The following is a 25,967-nucleotide window of genomic DNA, read 5'->3' on the forward strand; positions in this document are numbered from 1 at the left end:
CAGCTAGGCAGACAACGTGATTCACCTGCAGGCGGGACAGAACACCGCGCTGACCGCCGACACCGTGCGCTTCACCGCACAGACCACCGGCACCGCCGAACTCGGCGCGCTGGTGGTCGGCGAGGACCTGCGGGCGCGCGACGAGCACGATCATGTGTGCGCGTCGCGCCCCGCCGCTCCCGGCGCCCAATTCGTCGGTGGCGCGGTGGAATTGACGCTGTCGCAGGTCAGGGCGGACGCCCATGCTGTGTTGCTGTTCGTCTCGGCCGGTCATGTGCTGGGTACTGTCACCGCGTCGCTGACCGGAAACGGCACTGCCCTCGCGGAATTCGTGATCGTGCCGACGGCGGGGGAGAGCTCGCTGATCTGTCTCGAAGTGTATCGGCGCGGTGCGGGATGGAAGTTGCGGGCGCTCGGCCAGGGCTATGCCGGGGGCGTTCCTCAGCTATTGGAGGCACACGGCGTACCCGGACCGGCCAACGCCCCTGCTCCCACCACTGACGCTGCATCCGGTGCCGCTCCCACCGCACAGCCCGCTCCCGGTGCCCCGCTCGAGGTCGGCCACGGACTGCAACGCATGTGGATGATCTTCGAAGACGCCGCCCGCTCGGCTGCCGCCCTCGTCTCGGCCCGCGACTACGCCACACAGCGGCTCGACGAGGAGCTTTCCGAAGCGGTGTCGAACCCTGCCACCCGCAACACCCCGGCCGCCGACGCCGCCCGCTCGGCCGCCCAGCACCGCCACGACGAGCTGGTGCGCGTCGCCGACGCCGATCACCGGCGTGACAGCGACGTGCTCGCCCGCGAGATCACCGAAGCCGACGCCGTGATGCCGGCCGCCCTGGCGTCCTGGCTCGCCCCGTCCTGGACCACCCGCGCCGCGCCCAGCGACGGCATCCGCCTCGGCGAGCTCTACGCCGCCGACCGCGGCGACCTCCGCGTCCCGTATTGCGTTCCGGTACCGCTGAATCGGCCACTGTGGGTCGACACCGAGAGCAGCGCCGCCGCGTCCCGGGTGGTCGGCGCGCTGGTGGCCCGACTGGTCGCCGCACTGCCGGACAAGCCGACCCGGGTCGACCTGATCGACCTCACCGGCGGCCTGCGCGGCCTCGCCACCCCGCTGTCTCCACTGCTCGCGGGCCCGGTGATCACCGACCACGGCGACATCACACCCCGCCTGGCCGAACTCGCCCACGCCGCCGAACTCGCCGAACTCGCTTACCAGAGTGGACAACTCGTCCCACCGACCGAACACCGCATCCTGGTCGCCGCCGACTTCCCGCACGGCTACCAGCCCGAAGATGTGGTCCGCCTCGGGCAGCTGATGATCCGCGGCGACCTGATCGGTTTGTCGCTGCTCATCGTGGGCAGCAACAGCACCGACTTCACCGACGGCCCCCTGACTCTGCTCGCACAGTCCTGCCGGCACCTACCCACGATGCCAGGCACCCCCCTGTTCGACCCGTGGACCGGGAACGCCTGGGAACTCGATCTCGACATGCTCCCCCTGGAACCCGAACTCCAGGACCGTTACTTGCGGATATAGCCGCTCGGCGCAGCATCGCGGGCGGTCGTGCCCGCGGTGTGGCGCGGGCGTAGCCAGGAGGGGAGCCAGGGTAGGAGGGGGTCGGGGGCCCGGTCGAGAATTCCGCCTGCCGGGTCGTCGACGTAGTCGCGGCGGACGAGGTCGGATTCTGGGCGCAGGATCTGGTAGATGATCATCGCGCACAGGGCGAGCACGGTGAGATCGCGCAGCAGGACCGTGCCGGTGAACCACTGGACGGGCAGGCCCTTGTTGTCCTCGCCGAGGTAGTAGTACATCCGTGGTACCCAGACCAGGGCGTCTACGGTCATCCAGGCCAACAGGATTCGGCGGTGCGGGAAGGCCAGTACGGCCAGCGGCACCAACCACAGCGAGTACTGCGGGCTCCACACCTTGTTGGTCAGCAGGAACGCGGCCACCACCAGGAAGCACAGTTGTGCCACGCGTGGGCGTCTGCTCGCGGTGAGCGCCAGGTAGCCGATCCCGGCGCACGCCAGCAGGAACAGCAGTAGCGACACCGTGTTCAGCACCGTCGGTGGTTCACCGTGTCCGAGCGGGCCGTCGAACCCGCTCCAACCGGTGAACGAGGTGATCACGTTGTAGATCGAGTCGGGGTCGGCGTGACGGGTGGTGTTGAGCCGGAAAAACTCTCGCCAGCCTTCTGGATAGAGCACGGCGATCGGCAGGTTCACCGCGATCCAGGTGAGCGCCGCGGCGGCAATGGCGAGGGCGGCCGAACCGAGTGGACGCTGGGCGAAAACGTTTGTGCGTTCGGGGGTTTGCCGTAGCCAGGTGCGGGCGGCGGCGACGCTGTCGATGTCACGCAGTCGCAGGCCGGTGTGGGCGGCGAGTATGCGGCGCAGCGGGTCGGCGCGCAGGCACAGCACCAGGATCGGGCCGAGCAGCAGCAGCGGATACAGTTTCGCGGCGCCGCCGAGACCGAGCAGCACACCGGCCAGCACGGGTCTGCGCCGCGCCCACGCCAGCAGGCCGGTGGCCGCGAAAGCCGTTGCCAGCGCGTCGAAGTTGGTGAAAGCGTGCACGATCACCAGCGGCGACACCGCGATCAACGCCGCGTCCCACACCCGCCGCCCGGCTAGTCGCGACGAAGCCCACACGGTGATCAACCAGCCCATCGCCAGCCCGAGCGCGACGACATTGAAGTACACCACCACCGACAGCGCACCGGGCAGCGGCAGGTTGTTCCACACATTGCCGATCTGCATCGCCACGTACTGGTACAGGCCGGACAGCACCGGGTATTCCATGTACCTGGTCTCGGTGCCGCCGTCGGGGGTCGACTCGACCCAGTGCTTCTTGTACGGGAAGGCGCCCTCGTTGAGCCGTTCGGCACCGTAGAGCGGCACCGTGTCCGAGTAGCACATGGCCACGTACTGGCGGCCGTTGTGCCAGTCCAGGGTCAACCCACCGGCACCGTCGCCGGTCTGCTGGATGCACGGCGCCTTGGTGGCCCAGCCCAGCGCCAGGAAGAACACGGTGAACGCGAACAGCACCCGCAGCGGTGTCCAGAACCGCACCCGGCCGATCAGCGCGTGCTCACCGACCGGGCCACCGATCACCGTCGAGGCCTGCGCGGTGAGCGAATCGTTGCGGCTCGGCAGGTCCCTGGCATCGATCGAACACAGATCGGGAGCCAGCGGTGCGGGCGCCACGTACTGCTCCCCACGGTCCGGCCTGCTACCACCTGACGCCGGCTGGCCCGCGAGTTGCTGATCGGTCACGACATCCGAGGCTACCGGTGCCTACCGGGACTGGGTCGGTGTGGCTCCCGCGCCGCTGCTCTCGTCGTCATCGCCCGCGCTCTGCCTGCCGTTGCCATTGCCGTTGCTGTTCCCGTTGGACGGCGATCCGTCGTCTTCGGGCGCGGTGGGCTGACCCGGCAGCGGACCGGCGTCGGGCTCGGGCGCCTGCTGCTCCTGCGGGCTCTGCCTGGCCGGCTGCTGGATACCGGGCACCGGAATGCGGATACCGGGCAGGATCTCGACCTGCGAGGGCACCACCACCGGCGGCGCGATCGTCGGCGGGGCGGTGGTGGACGGCGGGGTGTAAGGCGCCGACCAGTCCGGCACACCGGCCTGACCCTTGATCGGGGCGGGCTTGGGGAACGATTCCTTCGGCGTACCCGACAGCGCGCCGTCCATCGTGTCCTTCCAGATGTCGGAGGGCAGTCCGGAACCGTAGATGTGGGCGCCGCCGTAGTTGCGCAGCGGCTCGCCCTGCTCGGTACCGACCCACACCGCCGTCGACAGCGACGGCGTGTAGCCGACCATCCAGGCGTCACGGTTGCTGCCGGTGTCACCGAGCTGGTGGGTGCCGGTCTTGGCCGCGGAATCGCGGCCGCCGGCCAGGTTGTGGTTGTTGGAGTAGGCCGCGATCGGCTTCATCGCCGCGGTCACGTTGTCGGCCACGGCCGCGCTCACCCGCTGCTCACCGGCGGGCTCACCGCGGTCGAGCAGCACCTGGCCGTCGGCGGTGACCACGCGCTGCACGAAATGCGGCGAGTAGTACATGCCCGAGGCGGCCAGGGTGGCATAGGCCGAAGCCATGTCGAGCGGACGCGACTGGTACTGGCCGAGCACGATGCCGTTGTTCGGGCCGACGCCGTTGGGTTCGGTCAGGGTGGGGCCGACGCCGGGCAGTTCCTCGGCGATACCGAGCTTGTGTCCCATGTCGGCGATCTTCTGCGGTCCGCCCTGCATGTCGAGCTGCATGCGGTAGAAGCTGGTGTTCAGCGAACGCTTCAGCGCCTCGGCGATGGTGCACATCCCGCAGGATTCGCCCTCGACATTGCCGATCTCGATACCGTTGACGGTGATCGGGGAGCTGTCGTAGAGCTGCGAGAGCGGAACGCCCTGCTCGAGGTTGGCGGCCAGGCCGATCACCTTGAACGAGGAACCGGTCGGCAGACCCGCGTTCGCGAAGTCGTAGCCCTGGCCGTCTTCACCGCCGTAGTAGGCGCGCACCGCACCCGAGCGCGGGTCGATCGAGACCACCGCGGTCCGCAGGTTCTCCGGTTCGCCCTCGAGGTTGGACCGCGCGGCGCTCACCGCGGCCTCCTGCGCCTTCGGGTCGATGGTGGTGGTGATCTGCAGGCCCTCGGTGTTGAGCTGCTGCTCGCTGATGCCGGCCGCCGAGAGCTCCTCGAGCACCCGGTTCTTCACCAGGCCCTCCGGACCCGAGTCCAGGCTCTTGTCGCCCAGCGACGCCAACGGCACCACCTGCGGGTACTGCATCGCCTGACGTTCGGCCGCCGACAGGTTGTTGCCGTCGACCATGCCGTCGAGCACGTAGTTCCAGCGTGACCTGGCACCGTCGGGGTTCTTCTCCGGATCCAGCAGCGAGGGCAGCTGGATGGTCGCGGCCAGGACGGCGCCCTCGGCCACGGTGAGTTCCTGCACCGGCTTGTCGAAATAGGCCTTGGCGGCGGCATCGATGCCGTAGGCGCCACGACCGAAGTAGATGGTGTTCAGGTAGGCGGCGAGGATGTCTTCCTTGCTCCACTGGCGGGCCATCTTGGCCGAGATCACCAGTTCGTGCATCTTTCGCGTCAGCGACCGTTCGTCACCGACGAGCGCGTTCTTCACGTACTGCTGGGTGATCGTGGAACCACCACCGGCGCTTTCCTTGCCGAGGATGTTGTCGCGGGCCGCGCGGGCGAAGCCCGAGACCGAGAAGCCCGGGTTGGTGTAGAAGTCGCGGTCCTCGGCGGCGATCACGGCGTTGCGCGCGTGCGGCGGGATCTGATCGATGGAGACCTCGCTGCGGTTGCCCTGCGGGGGCACCACCTTGCTCAGCACGGTCGAGCCGTCGGCGGCGTAGATCATCGCGACCTGGTTGGTTTCCAGATCTCCCGGCTCGGGCACCGACACCGCGGTGTAGGCGACGAGGAAGACCGCGCTGGGCACGACGATGGCCAAGGCCATCAGGACATACATTGTCCGGCGCACGGCGCGCCACGGCGATTTCTTGGTCACCGAACCATCACTACCGGAGCCGTCGTCGCCTCCGCCACCGGCGCGGCGGTTGCGCGGGCCGGTCGGCGGGGGTGTGCCGCCCGCACCGGTCGCGCGGCGTTCACCCGTGGTCGGACCGCCGGGACGGCTTCCCGCGCCCGCCCGGGTCGGACGAGCGGGGCCGTCGCCGCGCACGGCCCGTCCCGCACCGGTCTGACCCGAGCGCACGGTTGTCTCGTCGCCACCGGGGCGCGGAAGTTTCTGGGTGGCACCGGCCGGGGGCGGGGCGGGACGGCCCGGCTGACCGGGCCTGCCCTGCGGCGGCCTGCCCTGCGCGGGCCCACCCTGGGGCGTGCCGGGGCGCTGCGGCGGCTGACCCGGTCGACGCGGCGGTACCCCACCGGGCGGCGGACCCTGCCGGTTCGGCGGTGGGCCGCCTTGCGGACCACGTCCGCCCGGCACCGGGCCACCTTGGGGCCCGCGGGGTCCCTGACCGGGCGGGGGTCCCTGACCGGGCTGGGGGCGCGGACCGTTGGGCGGCACCGGCCGACGCGGCGGGGGGCCCGACTGCGGGGGGAGACCTGGCTGTGCACCCCTGGCCGGACGGCCGCCGCGCGGATCATCACCGTAGGGGGAGGGCTCGTAGGGCGAACTCACTGACCAGATCTCCATAACTCGTAAGGTTCAACCGGCACACGACATCCGCGCCGGACAACCGGCGCGGATCCCTTGCACCCCGAACAGCGGCGCATCATGCGGTGACCACCGTCATCGGGCAGCTCGCATCACTCGGCGGCCATCGCCGGGCAGCCCGTCGCTCGGCGGACTGTCACTTGGCAGCTCATCATTCGGCAGCTCATCACTCGGCAGCTCGTCATTCGGCAGCAGAGCGCCGACCCGCGCGCGGACTCGACCGGCGACGGGCCGGTGCCGGGGTCGTGCCGAGTACGTAGGACTGCACCAGATGATTCCAGCTACACGAGCGGCACACCTCGACGACATGCACCGAGAACTCCTCGTTCGACTCTGCCATCCGGGTCAACTCCTCGGGTGTGCGCGCCGACCCGGCCGCTTGGCCCAGCCCGTCGCCGTACACCCACGAAACCAACGTCAGCTGCTCTTTCCGGCAGATCGGGCAGGTCACTTCGCTGCCCTGCCCGTGGAATTTGGCCGCCCGCAGCAGGTACGGATGCGCGTCGCACACCTCGGCGACACCGACCCGCCCCGCATAGACGTCAGCCAGCAGCGACCTGCGCCGGAGCGCATAGTCGACCACCTGCCGCTGAATTCGCACGATCACCAGAGTAGCCGGGTTTGATTTGTGCCGCCGGTGGCATCGATTCTTCGGCGACCCGGCGAACGACCGGCGATTTCGGGTGTGGCGACGGTAAATCCGCAGGTGAGCCGGTCTGGGGAGCGGGCCGGTTCCGGGTGGCCGGCCGATGCCGTGGTCGCGGCGGCGAGCGCACGTGACATCGATCGCGCCCCGGTGTCGACCACGCTTGACGCCGTCGCCGCCGGTCACCGAATCGGACACTCCCCGAGATCCTCGGCCTGACCTGGGAATCTGGGCAGCACCATCGAGCGATATATGGCCTCGGACTATGCCTGGATGTATCGCTCCGATATAGTGGGAATTCGCATCCATCGGTTAGGTCCGTTCGGTCAGTCAGGCCGACACAGTCAGGGGGTGAGGTCCGAATGCTCGAAATGGCGATTCTCGGCCTGCTCCTCGACGCGCCCATGCACGGTTACGAGCTGCGCAAGCGGTTGACGGGCCTGCTCGGAGCGTTCCGGGCCTTCTCCTACGGTTCGCTCTACCCCACGCTGCGCCGGATGCAGTCCGACGGGTTGATCGCCGAGGAGATGCCGGAGGGCGCAACCGCGCGCCGTGCGCGCCGCGTCTACCGGCTCACGCCGGTCGGGCGGGAACGGTTCTCAGAACTCCTCGCCGACACCGGTCCGCAGAACTACACCGATGACGGCTTCGGTGTTCATCTGGCCTTCTTCAACCGCACGCCCGCCGAGGCGAGGATGCGGATCCTGGAGGGCAGGCGACGCCAAGTCGAGGAGCGCCGAGAGGGCCTGCGGGAAGCGATCAAGAAGGCCAGCGGCTCACTGGATCGCTATACCCGGCAGCTCCACCAGCTCGGATTGGAATCAAGCGAGCGCGAAGTGCGCTGGCTCAACGAGTTGATTGCGGCGGAGCAATCGACGAAGGCGGCACCACAGAAAGAGGAAAAGAGCGGCCATGAGTGATGTCAACAAGGTTGGATCCGGCGAAGTGCGCGTCGCGATCGTCGGTGTCGGCAACTGCGCATCGTCGCTGGTGCAGGGCGTGCAGTACTACAAGGACGCCGACGAGAACGCTGTTGTTCCCGGCCTCATGCATGTCAAATTCGGTCCCTACCACGTCCGCGACGTGAAGTTCGTCGCCGCGTTCGATGTCGATGCCAAGAAGGTCGGCTTCGATCTGGCCGAGGCGATCTTCGCCAGCGAGAACAACACCATCAAGATCTCCGACGTGCCACCCACCGACGTGACGGTCCTGCGCGGCCCGACCCTCGACGGCATCGGCAAGTACTACGCCGAGACCATCGAGCAGTCCGAGGCCCCCGCGGTCGACGTCGTCAAGGCGCTGAAGGACGCGAAGGTCGACGTGCTGGTCTCGTACCTGCCCGTCGGTTCCGAAGAGGCCGACAAGTTCTACGCGCAGTGCGCGATCGACGCGAACGTCGCCTTCGTCAACGCGCTGCCGGTGTTCATCGCCTCCGACCCGGTCTGGGCGAAGAAGTTCACCGACGCCGGTGTCCCCATCGTCGGCGACGACATCAAGTCCCAGGTCGGCGCGACCATCACCCACCGGGTGATGGCCAAGCTGTTCGAAGACCGCGGCGTGGTGCTCGATCGCACCTACCAGCTCAACGTCGGCGGCAACATGGACTTCAAGAACATGCTCGAGCGGGACCGTCTCGAGTCGAAGAAGGTGTCCAAGACCCAGGCCGTCACCTCGAACCTCACCGGTTCGCTCGCGGGCAAGGTGCACGACCGCAACGTCCACATCGGTCCCTCGGACTACGTGGAGTGGCTCGACGACCGCAAGTGGGCCTACGTGCGCCTCGAGGGTCGCGCCTTCGGTGACGCCCCGCTGAACCTGGAGTACAAGCTCGAGGTGTGGGACTCGCCGAACTCGGCGGGCATCATCATCGACGCGGTCCGCGCCGCGAAGATCGCCAAGGACCGTGGCATCGGCGGACCCGTCATCCCGGCTTCGGCCTACCTGATGAAGTCCCCGCCGGAGCAGATCGCCGACGACACCGCACGCACGCAGCTCGAGGCGTTCATCATCGGCGCCGATTAAGCACTGAACGAAAAGAGCCGGTGCGCACGAACTTTCGTGCGCACCGGCTCTTTTTTCGTGTTCAGTCCAGCGAGACGTAGACCTCTACGCTCGTCGGGCCCGTGTAGCGCTCCAGCTCCGCGGTGTGCGAGCGGGTGATGGTGCCGGCGCTCTCGGCCTTCACCACCTGGGCCCACGCGGTGCGCAGCAGATCGTAGGGCTTGTCGGAGACCACGAACTTGGCGTAGCGGCCCGCCGGAACACGGGTGAGGACGTCGCCTTCATCGATGTCGTCGAGGCCGGCGACCTCGTAACCCAGGACGGCGACCGCGTGGTCGTACTGGCCGATGTAGGCCGCCGCGCGGGGCACCGGCTTCTCCCTGGACAGGTAGCGGTCCCAGGTGAAGTTCACCAGGTCCAGGTCGCGGGCGGTCACCTCGCGCCCGGCCAGCGGCACGGTGAGTCCGGCGATCAGGCTGTCGTCGAGGGTGACGATCTCGAAGTCAACGGGCACGGTTATCGACCGCCCTTCACATCGGTGACGCCGACGAAGATCTCGACTGTGCGTTCGTCGGGGTACTGCTCGCAGTCGCCGGTGTAGGCGCGCACGAACTCTCCGGCCGCCTCGGCGTCCCACACCTGCCGCCACAGCCCGACGATGGTGTCGCCGAGGTTGTCGCCGCTGGCGGTGAACTTGACGTAGCGGCCCGCCGGGATCTTGCCCAGCACGTCACCCACTTGCAGGTCGGCGACGGTTTTACATTCGTAGCCGACGAGGTGGGTGAGGTAGGAGTTGATCTCGGCCGCGAAATCGACGTAGCCCGTCGCGAACGGCCCCGGTAATCCCCGTCGCTCCCGTAGTCGCTGCCACGCCTCCACCACCTTGGCGCGGCGCGGCCCCTCGACAGCGAGCGCCGGACTGCGCAGCACTGTGCCCGCGATCAGCGTCTCGGGACGGTCAACGACATTGAAATCCACCTGCGTAGCCCCTATGTCTAGTCTCGTCGTCGCTCGAGCGCATATCTTCCCGCATGGATACGACAGGTTCCGAGCCGGGATCGTTCGACGCCAGGACGGGCGTACGCGCTCTGGCCCCCGATGTTGCCATGTTCGTGCTGATGTTTGGTGCCGGTGGCCCAATCCGTGATCTAGGGCGGACCCTGTCCGCCGAGTCCGGGGAACCATTCGCCGCTCGTCGACGGGTCGGGCGCGGGGGGGATGATGATCACCGGTCCGGTGGGGTCCGGGGCGCTCGTCGGTGGGCCGATGGTCACCGGAGCGGTGGGATTCGGGGTGGTCGTCGGCGGGTTGAGGATGTCGTACGCGCCGCTGCTCGAGGTCCGTGGCGACACGGTGGGTCCGGGGATCAACACCCCGCCGCCCGACAGCGGCGCAGTGTTGAACTGTTCGACCGGTGTGCCCGCCAGCGCGGAGTCCATGGTCTGCTTCCAGATGTCGGCGGGCAGTCCCGACCCCCAGATGGCACCGCCGCCGCCGTTGCGCAACGGTTGCGGCTGGTCGCTGCCCACCCACACCGCCGTCGACAGCGACGGCGTGTAGCCGACCATCCACGCGTCCTTGTTGTCCTTCGTCTCGCCGAGCTGGGTGGTGCCGGTCTTGCTCGCCGACGGCCTGCCCCCGGCGAGCCCGTGTCCGTTGGAGTAGTTCGCGATCGGCTTCATCGCCTGGGTGGTGGCGTCGGCGATCTCGGCCCGGATGCGCTGCTCGGGTTCGGGAAGCCGTTCGCCGACAGGGTTTTCGCCACGGTCGAGCAGCACCCGGCCGTCGCCGGTGACGACGTGCTGCACGAAGTGCGGCTGGTGATACACCCCGGAGGCGGCCAGGGTGGCGTAAGCCGAGGCCATGTCGATCGGGCGAACCAGGTACTGACCGAGCACGATGCCGTTGAGCGGGGGATCGCCCGCCTCGGTGAGGGTTTTACCCTCCACACCGGGAATGTATTCGGGGATCCCCGCTTGGTGCGCGGCCTCGGCGACCGCGCGCGGGCCGTCGCCCATGGTCATGGTGAGCCGGTAGAAGCTGGTGTTCAGTGACCGTTTCAGCGCCTCGGTGAGCGGGCAGCGCCCGCACGAATCGTTGTCGACATTGGTGATCTCGGTTCCGCGGTCGACGATCGGCGAACTGTCGATCGACCTGGTCACCGGAATGCCCTGCTGCTGGGCCGCGATCAGCGCGAAAACCTTGAAGGCCGAACCGGTTTGCAGTGGCGCCTGCGCGAAATCGAAGCCCACGCCGTCTGCGCCGCCGTAGTAGGCGCGCACCGCACCGCTGCGCGGGTCGATCGAGACCACCGCGGCCCGCAGTTGCGGTGGCTGCCAGGACAGGCGCTCGCCCACCGTGGCTACCGCCGCGTCCTGCGCGCGCGGGTCGATCGTGGTGGTGATCCGCAGGGCGCCGGTGTTGATGTCGGCATCGGTGAGGCCGGCGTCGCGCAGTTCCCGCAGCACCTGAGTGCGAATGTGGCCTTCGGGACCGAGTGCTTCGGGTTCGGCGGGGATCTCCTCGAGCGCCAGGATGGGTGGGAACACTGTCGCGTCGCGCTCGCCCGGGGCGAGCACCTTCATCTCGACCATCCCGTCGAGCACATACTGCCAGCGGGCGCGCAGCTGGTCGAAGTGGGTTTCGGGGTCGAGCACCGACGGTGAGCGGATCACCGCGGCCAGCACCGCGCCTTCGGCCAGGGTCAGTTCCGGCACCGGTTTGCCGAAGTAGGCTTTGGCCGCCGCCGCGATGCCGTAGGCGCCGCGCCCGTAGTAGATGGTGTTGAGGTAGGCGGCCAGGATCTCGTCCTTGCTCCACTGCCTGGCCATCTTCGCCGCGATGATCAGCTCGCGCATCTTGCGGGTGAGGGTGCGCTCAGAGCTCAGGAAGGCGTTCTTCACATACTGCTGGGTGATCGTCGAACCGCCGCCCGCGTTGTCGTGGCCGGCCAGGTTGTCGCGGGCCGCGCGCAGGAAGCCGCTGGTCGAGTAGCCGGCATTGGTGTAGAAGGTGCGATCCTCGGCCGCGAGTACCGCGTCGCGCACCGGGATCGGCACATCGGAGAGCGGAATCGGAATCCGGTTGCCCTGGGGCGGGATGATCTTCGCGATCTCGGTGGTGCCGTCGACGGCCAGGATGGTGGCCGGCTGTTCGACCGCGACCTCGCCGGGCTCCGGAATCTCCGAACTCCAGTACACCGCGAAGAACAACAGCGCAGGCACGCACACGAAGATCACGAACAGGGCGAGCAGCAACCGGCGGATCCGCCGGCCTCTGGTGTTGGGCCTGCGCGGCTGCTCGTCCCCGGTTTCGTCGGCGGCCAGCCGGGCCGCCAGCGCGCGCCGGGCCGCACCTTTGCGCGGCTCGGGCTCGCGCGCGAGCGGGTCCCGGAACCCCGCGATCGAGGTATACGGAACGTCTTCGCCGGAACGCCCGCGCCCACCCTCGGAGGCCACGACCATCTCCTTCCGGAGCCACGACAAGAGCTCACCTGCCCATCGATGCAGGCGACTTTACCCGGCGACGGCGACAGAATCGGGGAGGAGCGGCCGGGGGTGCGTCAGCTCTTCACGCCGCCCGCGGTGAGACCGGAGATGATGCGACGCTGGAACAGCAGCACCATGATCACCAGCGGGACCGTCACGATCACACCGGCCGCCATGATCGCCGCGTACGGCTGCACGAGCGGGTCGTTGCCCGAGAAGCTCGCGATCGCCACGGTCACCGGCTTGGTCGCATCGCTCGACAGCAGCCTGGCCAGCAGGTACTCGTTCACCGCGGCGATGAACGCCAGGATCGCGGTGGTGAACACCGCGGGGGCGGCCAGCGGCAGCATGATCAACCGGAACGCCTGCAACTTGCTGGCGCCGTCGATGCGCGCGGCCTCCTCGAGCTCCCACGGCAGTTCGGCGAAGAACGAAGCCAGGATGTACACCGTCATCGGCAGCACGAAGGAGATGTTCGGGATGATCATCGCCTGATATCCACCGATCCAGCCGATATCGGTGAACAGCTGGAACAGCGGCGTCACCAGCACCACGGCCGGGAACATCGACGCCGACAGGATCAGCCCCGAGATCAGGTACTTGCCCGCGAAGGTCATTCGCGCCAGCGCGTAAGCGGCCAGCACACCGAGCGCCAGCGCGATGGCAGTGGTCGCCGAACCCACGATCACGCTGTTGAGCAGCGCCTTGCCGAAGTCGTTGCCACGGCTGGTATCGAAGGCGTTGCGGAAGTTCTCCAGCGTCACATGGGTGGGCCACGGGGTGCTGTCGAAGGTGTACGCCGGGTCGCGGAAGGCCACGACCGCCATCCAGTAGAACGGGCCCAGCCCCCACACCAGCACGATCGCCACACCGAGGTAGAGCCGCACCGTGCCGAGCCGCTTGCGCCACGACACCGGCTGCTGAGGCAGCGAAACCGGTTCGGCGTCCTTGGTCATCGAGATGCTCATCAGGCCGCCTTCCGCTGTTCTTCCTGCGTGCGAACGGCATTGGCGCCCAGCACCTTCACCAGCAGGAACGCGATGGCGAAGACCAACAGGAAGGTGATCGTCGACAGCGCCGCCGCACTGTTGGGCCCTTGGCGCACCTGCTCGACCACCAGGATCGACAGCGTGGTCGTCGACGGGTTGCCCAGCGTCATGATCGCGGGCAGGTCGTACATGCGCAGCGCGTCCATGGTGCGGAACAGCACCGCCACCAGCAGCGCGGGCTTGAGCAACGGCAGCGTGATGTGCAGGAACCGCTGCCAGGCCGACGCGCCGTCGACCTTGGCCGCCTCGTACACATCGTTCGGAATCACCTGCAGCCCGGCCAGGATCAGCAACGCCATGAACGGCGTGGTCTTCCACACATCGGCCACGATCACCGCGAACCGCGACGCCCACACATCCGAGGTCCACAGGATGTGGGTGCCGAGCACCCGGTTCACCACGCCGTCGTACTGGAACATGAACTCCCACAACCGCGCGGTGACGGCGGTGGGAATCGCCCACGGGATCAGCACCGCGGCTCGCAGCAGTGCCCGGCCACGGAAGGTCTTGCCCATCACCATGGCCATGCCGAGGCCGAGGGTGGCCTCGATCGACACCGTCACCACGGTGAAGAACAGGGTGACCCCCACCGCGGCCCAGAACTGGGAACCGAGGGTGCCGGTGGGGCACGACACCGAACCGGTGAGCGTCGAGCACTGCTGCAACAGCCAGTGCGTGTAGTTGCTCAGCCCGGCGCTGCCGCCCTCGACGAACATCCCGGTGTCCGGGTCGATGCCGGAGTCCTGTTGCAGCGACATCCAGATCGCCTGGAACACCGGATAGCCGATGACCACGGCCAGCGCGACGAGCACAGGTGTGACGAACAGCCACGCCTTGCCGGATTGTCGCAGTTGCAGCGCTAGCCCGCGCTGCTTGGCTCCCGAAGGATCCGACACCGTTTCTACTCTCCTACGGTCTGGTCGGGTCCGCTGCGCGTACCGCTACGAACCGGCGGTCTCGATGCCCTTTTGCATGCCGGCGACCGCGTCGTCGACGGACTTCGTGCCGTTCAGAGCAGCATATGCGTTGTCCTGGATAGCCTTCGACACCGCGGGATAGAACGGGGTCACCGGACGCGGCACCGCGCTGGCGATCGAATCCTTCAGCGCGGGCAGGTACGGCATCTTCGCGATCAGGGCCGGGTCGTCGTAGAGCGAGGCGCGCACGGGCGGCAGCGCACCCTGGGCGATGATCTGCTGGGCCTCTTCGCTGATCAGGTAGCGCACGAAATCGGCCGCGGTGGCCTTGTTCTTGGAGAACGCGCTGATCGCGGCGTTGTAGCCGCCCAGGGCGGAGGCGCCGATCCCGGTGTCACCCGGCAGCGGGGCCACCCCGAACTTGTCCTTCACCGCCGAGGAGTCACCGTTGGCCTGGCCGTAGAGGTAGGGCCAGTTGCGCAGGAACAGCAGGTTGCCCGACTCGAACGCGCTGGCGCTCTCACCTTCCTTGAAGGTGATGGCCTCCTTGGGGATGTCCCCGTTCTGGTAGGCGTCGACGAGCACCTTCAGGCCGGCCTTGGACTCCGGGCTGTTCACGGTGGGGGTCTTGCCGTCGGCGCCGACGAAGCTGCCGCCGAAGGCGTTGATGACCTCGGCGGTGTTCACCGTCAGGCCCTCGTAGGGGGCGAGCTGACCGGCGTAGCAACCGATGTTGTTGTCCCGGGCCACCTGGCACTGACCGAGCATCTCGCTCCAGGTCTTGGGCGGGTTGGGCACCAGATCCTTGCGGTAGTACAGCAGGCCGCCGTTGGTGTTCTTCGGTGCCGCGTACATCTTGCCGTTGTAGGTGGCGCTGGCCACGGTCGGCGCGAGCAGCGGCGCGGTGTCGATCGCGAAGTTGCCCTCGAGCGGCTGGACCCAGCCCTTCGCGGCGAACTCGGCGGTGTCCTTCACGTCGAGGGCGACGACGTCGTAGCCGTCCTGCTTGGCGCGGAAGTGCTCGGCGAGGTCGTCGTGCTGCTGGGTGCCGTCGGCCGACTGCTCCTTGAAGGTCACCTGCTCGTTCGGGTGCGCGGCGTTCCAGCGGTCGATGAGCTGCCGCACCACACCGGTTTCGGTGACGTCCTTACCTTCGACGTAGGTGATCGGGCCGCGGCCCGTCAGGTTCTGATCGAGCGCGTTGCCGCCGTCGTCACCGGAGCAGGCAGTGGCGAACGATGCGGTGAGCAACGCAATCGAGGCAGCAGCCATCGTCGCTCTGGGGACAAACTTAAAGGCCATCGCAGACACTCCAGGGTCGAGACAGTGAGCAGCAGCACACCCGTGCGGTGCACAACGCAACATACAGTAGTTTTGGCGGCCCGGGGGCCACGGGCTCCGGGCCCTCGCGACCCAGAACGGGCGGAGACTTCCGGGGCTGTCGGTGCGGTGTCCTACCCTCGGATGGTGGCCACGACTTCGCCTGCTCCCGAACGGATGCTCACCCGCATCGGTGGTTTGCTGCGTCAGGCCGAGGGCACCGACAACGCGCACGAGGCCGAAGCGTTCATGGCGGCGGCCCAGCGGTTGGCGACCAGATCGTCCATCGATCTGGCGGTGGCGCGCTCACACATCCGCGGCCGGGAGCGCAGGCCGGCGCCGGTGCAGCGGATCATTCCGATCGGTGAACCCGGGCGAAAGGGCCTGCGCACCTATGTGCAGCTGTTCGTCGCCATCGCGAGCGCCAACGATGTTCGCTGCGATGTCGCCCGCACCTCCACCCAGGTCTACGCCTACGGATTCGCCGCCGACATCGACGCCTGCGAAGCGCTCTACACCAGCTTGCTCATCCAGATGGTGCGCGCTTCGGATCACTACATCAAGTCCGGCGCGTACCGCGACGCGACGGTGGTCAAAGTCGTCACCGAGAAGCGGCTGGGCCGCACCGTGCGCCGCCGGGTCCAGGCCCCGGTCGCCGGGGTCACCGCGCGGTTGAACTTCCAGATGGCCTTCGCCGCCCGCATCGGTGCCCGCCTGGCCGAGGCGCGGGCCGAGGTCGTCGCCGAGGAATCGGCCAGCGCGTCGACGGGCACCGCCCTGGCCCTGCGCGACAAAGAGCTCGCCCTCACCGACTTCTACACTGCCACTTCCGAAGCCCGCGGCACCTGGCGCGGCCCGCAGACCTCCACCGGTCATTCCGCCGGCGCCCGCCGCGCAGGGGATCGGGCCGGCCGTTCCGCCCGCCTCGGCACCGCCCCCGAACTCCCCGCCGCCCCCGGACGTCTTCCGAGCGGCGGATGAGCGCGGGCAAGATCGGTAGCGGAGCTCACCGTGGCGCGACCTGATCCGCCGCGCCGCCGGGACAGTCAACGGGCGAAGGTTTACGACGCCGAGCAGCTGGTGCGCGGGATGTTCGACCGCGCACAGGAATTCGGTCACCGCACCGTCGAGTTCTACGGCTCCGAGCTCACCTTGCCGGTCGAGCGCCGATTCGCCTCGGTGGAGTCGGTACAGGACTACGTCGACAAGGTCCTGGCCCTGAACTGGGTACGCGCCCAATGGGACAGAGCCGCCCGCCCGCTGCGCGTGCGCACCAGGGCCGGCACCACCGCCGCCCACTACGAACCGGCCACCGCCGTCCTCGCCGTCCCCCTCCACACCGGTGCCACCGCATGGGCCCTGCGAGAACTGGTGATCCTCCACGAACTGGCCCACCACCTGGCCCCCACCGAATCCGAAGCCCCCCACGGCCCCGAATTCTGCACCCGCTACACCACTCTCACAGAATCTATAATCGCCCCCGAAGCCGCCCTCCTCCTCCGCGCCACCTACACCGCCTGCGGCGTCACCCTGGGCTGATCTAGATCATCAGGCTCTGGTGGTTTTCGCCTCTCGGCCGTTGCCACCACCAGAGCCTGATGATCAGTTGTCCAGTGTTAGTCCTGGGTGACGTTGAGTTGGACGTCGATGTTGTTTCGGGTGGCGTTGGAGTAGGGGCAGACCTGGTGGGCTTGGTGGGCGAGGGTTTGGGCTTCGGGGGTGGGGAGGTGGGGGAGGGTTATTTCGAGGGTTACGGCCAGTTGGAAGCCGCCTTCGGCGTTCGGGCCGATGGAGACCTGGGCGCCGACGGCGGAATCGTCGATGTTCGCGCCCGCTTTCTTGCCGACCAGGCGCAAGGCGGAGTGGAAGCAGGCCGCGTAGCCGGCCGCGAAGAGCTGTTCGGGGTTGGTGCCTTCGCCGGTACCGCCCATTTCCTTCGGCGGGGCGAGAGTCACCTCGAGCTTGCCGTCGGAGGTGCGGGCGGAGCCGGTCCGGCCTTCGCCGGTGGCCAGGGCTTCGGCGGTGTAGAGAGTCTGCACGTGGGATCTCATTTCTCGGTGAGGGATTCGGTCAGGGTGCGCAGCAGGGCGCGCAAGGTGGTGATCTCGGCGGGGGACAGCCCGGCGCTCTCGGCCATTTCGGCCGGGATGCGGCACGCCTCGGCGCGCACCGACCGTCCGTGTTCGGTGAGCACGATGTCGACGCGCCGTTCGTCGTCGACGGCCCGGTGCCGCTCGATGTAACCGGTCGCCTCCAGCCGCTTGAGCAGCGGAGACAGGGTTCCGGAATCGAGGTCGAGGACCTTTCCGAGTTCGCCGACGCTCTGGGCGTCGCGCTCCCACAGGGCGAGCATCACCAGGTATTGCGGGTAGGTGAGCCCGAGGCGCTCGAGCTTCGGCCGGTAGACCGCCGTCATCGCCCGCGAGGCCGCGTACAGCGGGAAGCAGAGTTGCTCGTCGAGGGTGAGTCCGTCGGTCATGACACCAACGTAGCGCACAATTAAATTGTGCACAACTAACAAGTGGGTGTTCGCTGTGCGCTCCGGGGCCGGCGTCAGGTCAGGCTCCGTCGAGCAAAGCGCGCACTCGCTCGTACCGCTGCAGCCACCACTCGACCCGGTCGGCGTCCGGGTGCCGATACTTCTGCATCAGGGCCGGGTCGGGTTCCGGTGCGGCGGTGGGGACGGTCAGCCAGCCATCCACCGGGCGCAACGACTCGGTGACCAGGTCGCCCTCGAAAAGCGCGAGAGTACCGAGGCCGCACGCGAATTCGAGGTCAGGCAATGCTCCGGCCAGTGCGATCTGGGCCGACAAACCCACGCTCGTCTCCAATGCCGAGGAGACCACGGTCGGCAGTCCGGCCGCGGCGGCCACCGTCAGCGACCGGCGCACCCCACCGAGCGGCGTGCATTTGAGCACCGCCACATCGGCGGCTCCCGCGACGGCAACGCGCAACGGGTCCTCGGCACGTCGAATGGATTCGTCCGCAGCGATCGGCACGTCCACCCGGCGCCGCACCTCGGCCAGCTCCTCGATGGTGCGGCACGGCTGCTCGACGTACTCCAACCGGCCTGCGGCAGTGTCGAGTTCGTGGATGCAGCGCACGGCGGTGTCCACGTCCCACACCGCGTTCGCATCGACCCGAATCGCCCCGGTGGCCCCGATCGCCTCCCGTACCGCGGCCACCCGCGCCAGATCTTCGGCCAGCGAACCGGAACTGTCGGCGACCTTGACTTTCGCTGTCGCACAGCCGGAAGCCCGCACGATCTCCGCTGCCCGATCCGGGTCGACCGCGGGCACAGTGCAATTCACCGGCACCCGATCCCGCACCGGCGCCGGCCACCCCACCGTCGCCTGCTCGACAGCCGTGGCCAACCAGCCCGTCGCCTCCCGGTCGTCGTACTCGGGAAACGGGCAGAATTCCCCCCACCCGAGTGGTCCCCGGATCAACATGCCCTCGCGCACCGTGATCCCCCGGAACCGCGTACGCAACGGAATCGCATAGACGAACGTCTCGGTATCCACCCCGGCGAGCCTAATGGGCCGACTGCCGGGTACTCACGAATGAGATGACCGGGTGCGCTGACTACCGAACCCTCAAGTCAGGTGGAGGTACGCTGGTCCCATGGCAGCAGTGATGGAAGGCGCCCTGGCCGATCTGAGCCGATGGAGCTCCGCGGAGTGTTCCATCGGCAAAGCCATGGACCTGATCGGCACCCGCTCGGCCGTGCTCATCCTGCGCGAGGCCTACTACGGCACGCGCCGCTTCGACGGCTTCGCCCGCCGCGTCGGCATCACCGACGCCGCCGCCGCGAGCCAGCTCCGCAAACTCACCACGGCCGGTCTCCTCGAAAAGCGCCCCTACCAGGAAGAAGGCAAACGCACCCGCCACGAATACGTGCTCACCGAGATGGGCCGCGACCTACTGCCCGCCGTGGTCGCGCTCTGGCAATGGGGCGACAAGTACCTGCAACCCGGCCCACCGCCACTGCTGCGGGTCGACGCCGAATCCGGCGCCCCGGTGACCGCCGACCTGCGCACAGCCGACGGCACCGCCGTGGAACTCGAACGGCTCGCCGTCCGCGTCAACCAGGACTACCTGCGCGCACGCAAACGACCCGGCACGACCTGACCGAGGTGCCGGCCAAAGCGACCGGCACCTCGGCCGGGCTCAGCGCAGCCGGCGCCCGTCCTGCGCGCTGAAGAAGTACAGGTGCTCAGGGTCGGCGGTCAGACACAACGATTCGCCCTTGGCCGGCGGGTTGCGCCAATCCACCCGCGCCACAACCGTTTCCCCGGACTGCCCGCTGGTACCGGTCGACAGGGCGCGACCGTAGACGTACGCGTCGGAACCCAGTTCCTCCACCACGTCCACCTCCATCCGCATGCCCCCGGCACCGATCTCGAGATGTTCGGGCCGCATACCGAGCACCACCGTGCCCTCACCCGCCTCGACAACTGTGCGCGGTACCCGTACCGGGTAACCACCGATGGTGACAGCGCCGTCATCCACGGGCAGGGTGAACAGATTCATCGCGGGCGAACCCATGAACCCGGCCACGAACATGTTCGCCGGATCCCGGTACAGATTGCGCGGAGACGCACACTGCTGCAACAACCCGTCCTTGAGCACAGCCACCCGGTCGCCCATCGTCATCGCCTCGACCTGATCGTGGGTGACATAGACGGTGGTGGTGCCGAGCCGGCGCTGCAACTGCGCGATCTGGGTGCGAGTCTGCACCCGCAACTTGGCATCCAGATTCGACAACGGCTCATCCATCAAGAACACCTGCGGCTGGCGCACGATCGCCCGCCCCATGGCCACCCGCTGCCGCTGACCACCGGAGAGCGCCTTGGGCTTGCGATCGAGATACAACTCCAAATCGAGCAGCTTCGCCGCCGACAACACCCGCTCGTCACGCTCAGCCTTGGCCACCTTCGCGAGCTTGAGCGCGAAACCCATGTTCTCGGCAACCGACATGTGCGGATACAGCGCGTAATTCTGAAACACCATCGCGATATCGCGATCCTTGGGCTCAGCGTGGGTCACATCATTGTCACCGATCAGGATGCGCCCGGCATTGACCTCCTCGAGGCCGGCCAGCATGCGCAGCGAGGTCGACTTGCCGCAACCGGAAGGACCGACGAGAACCAGGAACTCACCCGCTTCGATATCCAGGTCGAGAGCGTCGACAGCGGGTTTGGTCGCGCCAGGGTAGAGCCGAGTGGCACGATCGAAGGTCACGGTAGCCATGCGTAGATCATTCATCCCATCCCGGCAGGAACGTGCCGGACGATCCGAGAACAGGTCGCAGGGATCGTAGCTCTATCTTTGGAGCGCTGGCGCGCTCGAGGTTCGCGGCCTCCACGTCCCGACGATCAGGCGCCGTGGCTTGCTCCTTCGTCGCGTACGCCACGGCGCCTGATCGTCGGGACGGCCGCGAACCGCCGCTTCGCGGCGGACCCTCCTCGAGGTCGGGTCGTGCGGGGCTGGGAGTGCGGGAGGTGGCGGACCTGGGGGTGTTGCTGGTGATGCCGGGAGTTGCTGGTTTCCGGGTAGCCTCGCAGGCGGAGGCAACCCGAGTACCGAGGAGCACGGTATGCGTCGTCCAGTTCGTATCGGAGTTCAGCTTCAGCCCCAGCACGCGCCCGAGTACGGGCTCATTCGCGATGCGGTGTTGCGTGCCGAGGACGCGGGGGTCGACATCGTCTTCAACTGGGATCATTTCTTTCCGCTCACCGGTGACCCGGACGGTGCGCATTTCGAATGCTGGACCATGCTCGGCGCCTGGGCGGAGCAGACCGAGCGGGTCGACTTCGGTGCGCTGGTGACCGGTGGGGGTTATCGCAACCCGGATCTGCTGGCCGATATGGCCCGCACGGTCGACCACATCAGTGGCGGCAGGCTGATCCTCGGGATCGGGGCGGGCTGGTTCCAGCGCGACTACACCGAATACGGATACGAGTTCGGTACCCGGGGCAGCAGGCTGAACCTGTTGAAGGGCAACATGGCTCGGCTCACCGCACGGCTCGGGAAGCTGAATCCGGCACCGGTGCGCGATATTCCGATCCTCATCGGTGGCGGCGGCGAACGCAAAACGCTGCGGTTGGTCGCCGAATACGCCGACATCTGGCATTCCTTCGCCGACCTGTCGACCCTGGCGCACAAGAACAAGGTCCTGGCCGAGCACGCCGCGGCGGTGGGCACCGACGAATCCCGGATCGAACGGTCGGTGCAGTGGCAGGGCCGGGCCGAGGCTGACGCGTTGCGGGCGGCCGGGGTGAGCCTGTTCACCCTCCCCGTTTCCGGCCCGGATTACGACCTCACCGAGGTGCGCAACGCGATCGAGTGGCGCGACGAAGTGAACCCGGAATTGCTCGAAGGACTGGCGTAGAGCCCTGCTACCAGCTGATCCGCGCCACCGTGCGGTGCGTGTGACGGTTGGCCGGTGTGCTTGCCGCTAGGGTCTATCGGCATGGCAGGTGTGCGTGCTGTGCGAACCCGGGCGCGGATAGCCGCGCTGTTGCTCCTCGTGGGTGCCCTCGCGACCGGGTGTGGCGGCTCCGGTGGCGACACGGCGACGCGCGATCTGTGCGCCCCGCCCGGACAGAGCGCGGCCGCCGCGGCCCCGGCCAACCTGGCTGCCTCGGAAACCGCGGGCACCGACCGCTACACCACCGCCACCACGGTCCCGCTCGAGTCGATCGACACCGCCCGGCTCGGCCTGCTCTCTCCCGGCAAGCTCAGCGTAGGCACGCTCTCGGACGCGCCGCCGAGTATCTGTGTGAACGGTCAGGGCAGCTTCACCGGTTTCGACAACGAACTGCTGCGCGCGATCGCCGCGAAACTCGGCTTGCAAGTGGAGTTCTCGGGTACGGAATTCTCGGGGCTGCTCGCGCAGGTCGCGGGGCAGCGCTTCGATGTCGGCTCCTCCAACATCACCACCACCGAGGCCCGCCGCCAACTCGTCGGCTTCACCAACGGCTACGACTTCGGCTATTTCTCGCTGGTGGTGCCACAAGGCAGTGCGCTCGACAGCTTCGACGACCTGTCCCAGGGCACGCGCATCGCGGTGGTGCAGGGCACGGTGCAAGACGAGTTCGTGGTGAACCAGCTGGGCCTGGAACCGGTGAAGTTCCCCGACTACAACACCGCCTACGCGAATCTGAAGTCCGGTCAGGTCGACGCCTGGGTGGCCCCGTCGGCACAGGCCGAGGGCGCGATCGTGCCCGGCGACGGAATCGTCGTCTCACAGAACACCTTCAGCCTCGACAACTTCGTCGGTTATGCCGTCGCCGAGCACAACCAGCCGCTCATCGACGCGCTGAACTCCGGCCTGGACGCGGTGATCGCCGACGGCACCTACGCCCGCCTCTACGCCGACTGGGTTCCGCGCGAACTACCCCCGGGCTGGAAACCGGGATCCAAAGCTGCGCCGGCGCCGCAACTCCCGGACTTCGCGGCCATCGCCGCCGAGCGTGCGCCCCGCGAAACCGAACAGGTGGCGCAGAAGTCGACCCTGCATCAGTTGAAGGACACGTTCTTCGACTGGTCGTTGTACAGCAAGGCGTTTCCCGATCTGCTGAAGACCGGGCTGCCCAATACCCTGATCCTGGCGGTGGTTTCAGGGGTCCTCGGCACGGTGTTCGGCATGGTGCTCGCGGTGATGGGCATCTCCCGGACCCGCTGGTTGCGCTGGCCTGCTCGCATCTACACCGACATCTTCCGTGGCCTGCCCGCCGTGGTGATCATCCTGCTGATCGGCCTGGGCATCGGCCCGGTGGTGCACAACCTCACCGGCGGTAACCCGTACTGGCTCGGCGCGGTCGCCCTGGCCCTGCTGGCGGCCGCCTACATCGGCGAGATCTTCCGCTCCGGCATCCAGTCGGTGGAGCCCGGTCAGCTCGAGGCGGCGCGCGCCATCGGTTTCGGGTATCGCCAGGCGATGACGCTGGTGGTGATCCCGCAGGGGGTGCGCCGGGTGCTGCCGGCGCTGATGAACCAGTTCATCGCGTTGATCAAGGACTCGTCGCTGATCTACTTCCTCGGCTTGCTCGCCTCCCAGCGTGAGCTGTTCGCGGTGGGCCGCGACCTCAACGCCCAGACCGGCAACCTGTCGCCGCTGGTGGCCGCGGGCCTGATGTACCTGGTGCTCACCATCCCGCTCACGCACCTGGTGAACTACGCGGACCGGCGGATGCGCACCGGCCGACCCACCCCGGCCGACCCGATCGAGCAGGCTGTCATCACAGAAGGACGGGGCGCATGAGTGCATCCTTGACCGGCACCGGACTCCACCTCACGCTGGGCAACAACCACATCCTGCGTGGCGTGGACATCCACGTCGAGGCCGGGCACGCCACCACCGTCATCGGACCGTCCGGCTCGGGCAAGTCGACCCTGTTGCGCGTGCTCAACCGCCTGCACGAACCCGACTCCGGCGACGTGCTGCTCGACGGCGCATCGGTACTGCGCGAGGACCCCGACAGGCTGCGTCAGCGCATCGGCATGGTGTTCCAGCAGTTCAACCTGTTCCCGCACAAAACCGTTGTCGAGAATGTGGCGCTGGGCCCGCGCAAGCTGCGGGGGCTGACCGCCGAGCAGGCGCGGGCAGTGGCGATGGAGCAGCTCGAGATCGTGGGCCTGGCGGGCAAGGCCGAGGCCAGGCCGGCGGCGCTGTCGGGTGGTCAGCAGCAGCGGGTGGCGATCGCCCGCGCACTGGCGATGAAGCCGGAGCTGATGTTCTTCGACGAGGCCACCTCGGCGCTGGACCCGGAGCTGGTCAAGGGCGTGCTCGCGCTGATGGCCGACCTCGCGGCGGGCGGCATGTCGATGGTCGTGGTGACCCACGAGATGGGTTTCGCGCGCAGTGTGTCCGACAGTGTGGTGTTCATGGATCAGGGCATGGTCGTGGAGACCGGCACGCCCGACGCCCTCTTCGACGACGCCCGGACCCCGCGGCTGCGCCGCTTCCTCGACCAGGTCCTCTGACCAGTTTCCGGGGGGTCGCAGCAATTCATGCGCAACTGCTAATGTCGGAAGTGCTTCAGCTCCATTCGATCAGTACCGGACCAGTCTCCGGGAATCCGGAAAGCGAGAGCCGATGACCACCACACACGCCGAACACCCGCAGCACACCCACGTCCACGGCCCCACCTGCGGCCACGTCGCCGTCCCACACCAGGACCACGTCGACTATGTGCACGACGGTCACCTGCACCGCGAACACGACGGCCACTTCGACGAGTGTGAGCCGACCGCGCACGTCGAGCACCCCACCCACGACCACACCCACGGCCCCGGCTGCGGCCACGTCGCCGTCCCACACAACGACCACGTCGACTACATCCACGACGGCCACCGCCACGCCGCCCACGACGGCCACTACGACGACCACTGACCCACTTGCCCCGAAGCCCGCGGGCTCGTCGATCATCGATGGCCTGCGGGCCGTCCGACCGCCGCGCCGCGGGGTATGTCCTGAGTCGGTCGAGCGCGGCTAGCCGGCCGCTCTGGTCGGTTCGAATTCCACACGCAGATGCAGCTCGAGTGCGTCAGCGAGACGCTCGAGCACGGGGATGGTCGGTGTGGTCCCGCCGGCTTCGAATCGGGCCACCGCAGGCTGCCGCATGCCTGCGCGATCAGCCAGCTCCGACTGGGTGAGGCCGAGCTCCTCTCGGCGGCTGCGCACCGCAGCGCCGAGTTCGAATCTCAACTGCGCGGCGTCATAGGCCGCGCCCGCGCCAGGGCGCCCGAGGATTTCCGACCGCTTCTGCGCCCAGCTCGTCCGCTCGCTCATGCTTCTCATTCCTCCTCCGCGGTGTGCGCTTCTTCGATACACCGCTGCATTACCCGTGCAGCTCGACGCACTTCGGCATGCTCCCGCATCCGCTGCTTCCGAAATACTGTGAGCAGAATGATGCGCCTGCCCGGGGCGATCCAGTATGTAATCCGCACCGACTGCCGGTCGAGATGAAACCGGAGCTCGCGTAACTTTCCTTGCAGTTGTCGGGTGTATGGCTCGCCCAACAGCGCGCCTTGGTGGGCGAGGAGGTCGACGTAGAACACGGCGGTTTCCTGGTCGCTCTGAACGAGTGAATCGAACCATGCGTCAACTTCTGGCTCGAGCTCTACCTCTCCCCAATTCATAACATGAATGGTATATCGAAACAAGGTGTTGTGGTCTCGAATCGGCGTCGATCGGTCCCCGCTGTGCCGGTGACGGCACGGAAGGCTGTGGGGCTCGGTCGCAGTCCGCCGAGTTTTGGTCAGGCGTTCATCTTCGCGTTCCCGCTGGCTTGCCTGGGCTGCTTACGGTGCCCGAGTCCGTACTACT

Annotated in this window: 25 protein-coding genes; 10 read left to right on the forward strand and 15 right to left on the reverse strand. The window is 67.8% G+C overall.

From position 1 onward, the window contains the following. Positions 1 to 16: 16 nt before the first annotated feature. Positions 17 to 1,546: a TerD family protein gene (locus ACFO5K_RS07675; RefSeq protein ID WP_378558005.1), complete on the forward strand. Its 1,530-nt coding sequence runs from the start codon at positions 17 to 19 to the stop codon at positions 1,544 to 1,546. Here ACFO5K_RS07675 and ACFO5K_RS07680 read toward each other — a convergent pair. From ACFO5K_RS07680 to ACFO5K_RS07690, 3 genes are all read right to left on the reverse strand, one after another. After that, entirely contained in the window at positions 1,531 to 3,285 is a 1,755-nt protein-coding gene (locus ACFO5K_RS07680) for a glycosyltransferase family 87 protein (RefSeq protein WP_378558008.1), read from the reverse strand. The genes ACFO5K_RS07675 and ACFO5K_RS07680 overlap by 16 nt on opposite strands. A 21-nt stretch (positions 3,286 to 3,306) precedes the next feature. Continuing rightward, positions 3,307 to 5,538: a transglycosylase domain-containing protein gene (locus ACFO5K_RS07685; protein WP_378558552.1), complete on the reverse strand. Its 2,232-nt coding sequence runs from the start codon at positions 5,536 to 5,538 to the stop codon at positions 3,307 to 3,309. 853 nt (positions 5,539 to 6,391) lie between these two features. Beyond that, entirely contained in the window at positions 6,392 to 6,811 is a 420-nt protein-coding gene (locus ACFO5K_RS07690) for a DUF5318 domain-containing protein (protein ID WP_378558011.1), read from the reverse strand. Between the two features lie 407 nt (positions 6,812 to 7,218). On the opposite strand from ACFO5K_RS07690, the gene ACFO5K_RS07695 reads away from it, so the two are divergent. Together ACFO5K_RS07695 and ACFO5K_RS07700 are read left to right on the forward strand one after the other, a co-directional pair. After that, complete coding sequence (locus ACFO5K_RS07695) at positions 7,219 to 7,776, forward strand: PadR family transcriptional regulator (RefSeq protein ID WP_378558014.1); 558 nt, start codon at positions 7,219 to 7,221, stop codon at positions 7,774 to 7,776. After that, a complete protein-coding gene (locus ACFO5K_RS07700; RefSeq protein WP_378558017.1) occupies positions 7,769 to 8,878 on the forward strand; it encodes an inositol-3-phosphate synthase in 1,110 nt (369 codons plus the stop codon). Before ACFO5K_RS07695 ends, ACFO5K_RS07700 begins: the two co-directional genes overlap by 8 nt. Positions 8,879 to 8,939: 61 nt before the next feature. Here the strand turns inward: ACFO5K_RS07700 and ACFO5K_RS07705 are convergent, their stop codons facing one another. The 6 genes from ACFO5K_RS07705 to ACFO5K_RS07730 form a co-directional block, all read right to left on the reverse strand. After that, positions 8,940 to 9,371 (reverse strand): GyrI-like domain-containing protein, encoded by a 432-nt coding sequence (locus ACFO5K_RS07705; protein ID WP_378558020.1) that lies wholly within the window; start codon positions 9,369 to 9,371, stop codon positions 8,940 to 8,942. Positions 9,372 to 9,373: 2 nt separating this feature from the next. Further along, positions 9,374 to 9,835, reverse strand: a complete 462-nt coding sequence (locus ACFO5K_RS07710; protein ID WP_378558023.1) for a GyrI-like domain-containing protein — start codon at positions 9,833 to 9,835, stop codon at positions 9,374 to 9,376. 170 nt (positions 9,836 to 10,005) lie between these two features. Next, positions 10,006 to 12,321 (reverse strand): transglycosylase domain-containing protein, encoded by a 2,316-nt coding sequence (locus ACFO5K_RS07715; protein WP_378558555.1) that lies wholly within the window; start codon positions 12,319 to 12,321, stop codon positions 10,006 to 10,008. A gap of 98 nt (positions 12,322 to 12,419) precedes the next feature. Further along, a complete protein-coding gene (locus ACFO5K_RS07720) occupies positions 12,420 to 13,301 on the reverse strand; it encodes a carbohydrate ABC transporter permease (RefSeq protein ID WP_378558559.1) in 882 nt (293 codons plus the stop codon). A gap of 11 nt (positions 13,302 to 13,312) precedes the next feature. Then, complete coding sequence (locus ACFO5K_RS07725; RefSeq protein ID WP_378558026.1) at positions 13,313 to 14,290, reverse strand: carbohydrate ABC transporter permease; 978 nt, start codon at positions 14,288 to 14,290, stop codon at positions 13,313 to 13,315. Positions 14,291 to 14,335: 45 nt separating this feature from the next. Beyond that, the gene (locus tag ACFO5K_RS07730) at positions 14,336 to 15,583 is read right to left on the reverse strand and encodes an ABC transporter substrate-binding protein (protein ID WP_378558562.1); all 1,248 of its coding nucleotides are present in this window, start codon (positions 15,581 to 15,583) and stop codon (positions 14,336 to 14,338) included. A 225-nt stretch (positions 15,584 to 15,808) separates the two neighbouring features. On the opposite strand from ACFO5K_RS07730, the gene ACFO5K_RS07735 reads away from it, so the two are divergent. Next, positions 15,809 to 16,612, forward strand: coding sequence for a DUF2786 domain-containing protein (locus ACFO5K_RS07735; protein WP_378558565.1), 804 nt, complete (start codon positions 15,809 to 15,811; stop codon positions 16,610 to 16,612). A 30-nt stretch (positions 16,613 to 16,642) separates the two neighbouring features. After that, complete coding sequence (locus ACFO5K_RS07740) at positions 16,643 to 17,170, forward strand: TIGR04338 family metallohydrolase (protein WP_378558029.1); 528 nt, start codon at positions 16,643 to 16,645, stop codon at positions 17,168 to 17,170. 77 nt (positions 17,171 to 17,247) lie between these two features. On the opposite strand, the gene ACFO5K_RS07745 is transcribed toward ACFO5K_RS07740, so the two are convergent. The 3 genes from ACFO5K_RS07745 to ACFO5K_RS07755 all read right to left on the reverse strand — a co-directional run bounded on the left by ACFO5K_RS07745 (position 17,248) and on the right by ACFO5K_RS07755 (position 19,155). After that, positions 17,248 to 17,670 (reverse strand): organic hydroperoxide resistance protein, encoded by a 423-nt coding sequence (locus ACFO5K_RS07745; RefSeq protein WP_378558032.1) that lies wholly within the window; start codon positions 17,668 to 17,670, stop codon positions 17,248 to 17,250. 8 nt (positions 17,671 to 17,678) lie between these two features. Further along, the gene (locus ACFO5K_RS07750; protein WP_378558035.1) at positions 17,679 to 18,110 is read right to left on the reverse strand and encodes a MarR family winged helix-turn-helix transcriptional regulator; all 432 of its coding nucleotides are present in this window, start codon (positions 18,108 to 18,110) and stop codon (positions 17,679 to 17,681) included. A 79-nt stretch (positions 18,111 to 18,189) separates the two neighbouring features. After that, positions 18,190 to 19,155 (reverse strand): o-succinylbenzoate synthase, encoded by a 966-nt coding sequence (locus tag ACFO5K_RS07755; RefSeq protein ID WP_378558038.1) that lies wholly within the window; start codon positions 19,153 to 19,155, stop codon positions 18,190 to 18,192. A 100-nt stretch (positions 19,156 to 19,255) separates the two neighbouring features. Here ACFO5K_RS07755 and ACFO5K_RS07760 point away from each other — a divergent pair, with 100 nt between their 5' ends. Then, positions 19,256 to 19,762 (forward strand): winged helix-turn-helix transcriptional regulator, encoded by a 507-nt coding sequence (locus ACFO5K_RS07760; protein ID WP_378558041.1) that lies wholly within the window; start codon positions 19,256 to 19,258, stop codon positions 19,760 to 19,762. A 39-nt stretch (positions 19,763 to 19,801) separates the two neighbouring features. On the opposite strand, the gene ACFO5K_RS07765 is transcribed toward ACFO5K_RS07760, so the two are convergent. Then, a complete protein-coding gene (locus ACFO5K_RS07765) occupies positions 19,802 to 20,884 on the reverse strand; it encodes an ABC transporter ATP-binding protein (RefSeq protein ID WP_378558044.1) in 1,083 nt (360 codons plus the stop codon). A 346-nt stretch (positions 20,885 to 21,230) separates the two neighbouring features. Between ACFO5K_RS07765 and ACFO5K_RS07770 the strand changes: the two genes are divergently transcribed. From ACFO5K_RS07770 to ACFO5K_RS07785, 4 genes are all read left to right on the forward strand, one after another. After that, complete coding sequence (locus ACFO5K_RS07770) at positions 21,231 to 22,025, forward strand: LLM class F420-dependent oxidoreductase (RefSeq protein WP_378558047.1); 795 nt, start codon at positions 21,231 to 21,233, stop codon at positions 22,023 to 22,025. An 81-nt stretch (positions 22,026 to 22,106) separates the two neighbouring features. Further along, positions 22,107 to 23,900 (forward strand): ABC transporter substrate-binding protein/permease, encoded by a 1,794-nt coding sequence (locus tag ACFO5K_RS07775; protein WP_378558050.1) that lies wholly within the window; start codon positions 22,107 to 22,109, stop codon positions 23,898 to 23,900. After that, a complete protein-coding gene (locus ACFO5K_RS07780; protein ID WP_378558053.1) occupies positions 23,897 to 24,622 on the forward strand; it encodes an amino acid ABC transporter ATP-binding protein in 726 nt (241 codons plus the stop codon). Before ACFO5K_RS07775 ends, ACFO5K_RS07780 begins: the two co-directional genes overlap by 4 nt. Before the next feature lie 112 nt (positions 24,623 to 24,734). Next, positions 24,735 to 25,031, forward strand: a complete 297-nt coding sequence (locus ACFO5K_RS07785; protein WP_378558056.1) for a hypothetical protein — start codon at positions 24,735 to 24,737, stop codon at positions 25,029 to 25,031. Between the two features lie 99 nt (positions 25,032 to 25,130). Here ACFO5K_RS07785 and ACFO5K_RS07790 read toward each other — a convergent pair whose 3' ends face one another. Together ACFO5K_RS07790 and ACFO5K_RS07795 are read right to left on the reverse strand one after the other, a co-directional pair. Continuing rightward, positions 25,131 to 25,430, reverse strand: a complete 300-nt coding sequence (locus ACFO5K_RS07790; protein WP_378558059.1) for a helix-turn-helix domain-containing protein — start codon at positions 25,428 to 25,430, stop codon at positions 25,131 to 25,133. A 5-nt stretch (positions 25,431 to 25,435) separates the two neighbouring features. After that, positions 25,436 to 25,780, reverse strand: coding sequence for a type II toxin-antitoxin system RelE/ParE family toxin (locus ACFO5K_RS07795; RefSeq protein WP_378558062.1), 345 nt, complete (start codon positions 25,778 to 25,780; stop codon positions 25,436 to 25,438). Between the last annotated feature and the right edge of the window lie 187 nt (positions 25,781 to 25,967).

The organism is Nocardia halotolerans (assembly GCF_042650145.1).
GTDB lineage: Bacteria > Actinomycetota > Actinomycetes > Mycobacteriales > Mycobacteriaceae > Nocardia > Nocardia halotolerans.

Bases quoted from the DNA above. Each gene is read 5' to 3' on its own strand.
- ACFO5K_RS07735 (WP_378558565.1), top strand. From the start codon at position 15,809: ATGCTCACCCGCATCGGTGGTTTGCTGCGTCAGGCCGAGGGCACCGAC.
- ACFO5K_RS07790 (WP_378558059.1), bottom strand. From the start codon at position 25,430: ATGAGCGAGCGGACGAGCTGGGCGCAGAAGCGGTCGGAAATCCTCGGG.
- ACFO5K_RS07760 (WP_378558041.1), top strand. From the start codon at position 19,256: ATGGCAGCAGTGATGGAAGGCGCCCTGGCCGATCTGAGCCGATGGAGC.
- ACFO5K_RS07775 (WP_378558050.1), top strand. From the start codon at position 22,107: ATGGCAGGTGTGCGTGCTGTGCGAACCCGGGCGCGGATAGCCGCGCTG.
- ACFO5K_RS07795 (WP_378558062.1), bottom strand. From the start codon at position 25,780: ATGAATTGGGGAGAGGTAGAGCTCGAGCCAGAAGTTGACGCATGGTTC.
- ACFO5K_RS07695 (WP_378558014.1), top strand. From the start codon at position 7,219: ATGCTCGAAATGGCGATTCTCGGCCTGCTCCTCGACGCGCCCATGCAC.
- ACFO5K_RS07765 (WP_378558044.1), bottom strand. From the start codon at position 20,884: ATGGCTACCGTGACCTTCGATCGTGCCACTCGGCTCTACCCTGGCGCG.
- ACFO5K_RS07785 (WP_378558056.1), top strand. From the start codon at position 24,735: ATGACCACCACACACGCCGAACACCCGCAGCACACCCACGTCCACGGC.
- ACFO5K_RS07770 (WP_378558047.1), top strand. From the start codon at position 21,231: ATGCGTCGTCCAGTTCGTATCGGAGTTCAGCTTCAGCCCCAGCACGCG.
- ACFO5K_RS07715 (WP_378558555.1), bottom strand. From the start codon at position 12,321: ATGGTCGTGGCCTCCGAGGGTGGGCGCGGGCGTTCCGGCGAAGACGTT.
- ACFO5K_RS07730 (WP_378558562.1), bottom strand. From the start codon at position 15,583: ATGGCTGCTGCCTCGATTGCGTTGCTCACCGCATCGTTCGCCACTGCC.
- ACFO5K_RS07720 (WP_378558559.1), bottom strand. From the start codon at position 13,301: ATGACCAAGGACGCCGAACCGGTTTCGCTGCCTCAGCAGCCGGTGTCG.
- ACFO5K_RS07780 (WP_378558053.1), top strand. From the start codon at position 23,897: ATGAGTGCATCCTTGACCGGCACCGGACTCCACCTCACGCTGGGCAAC.
- ACFO5K_RS07750 (WP_378558035.1), bottom strand. From the start codon at position 18,110: ATGACCGACGGACTCACCCTCGACGAGCAACTCTGCTTCCCGCTGTAC.
- ACFO5K_RS07700 (WP_378558017.1), top strand. From the start codon at position 7,769: ATGAGTGATGTCAACAAGGTTGGATCCGGCGAAGTGCGCGTCGCGATC.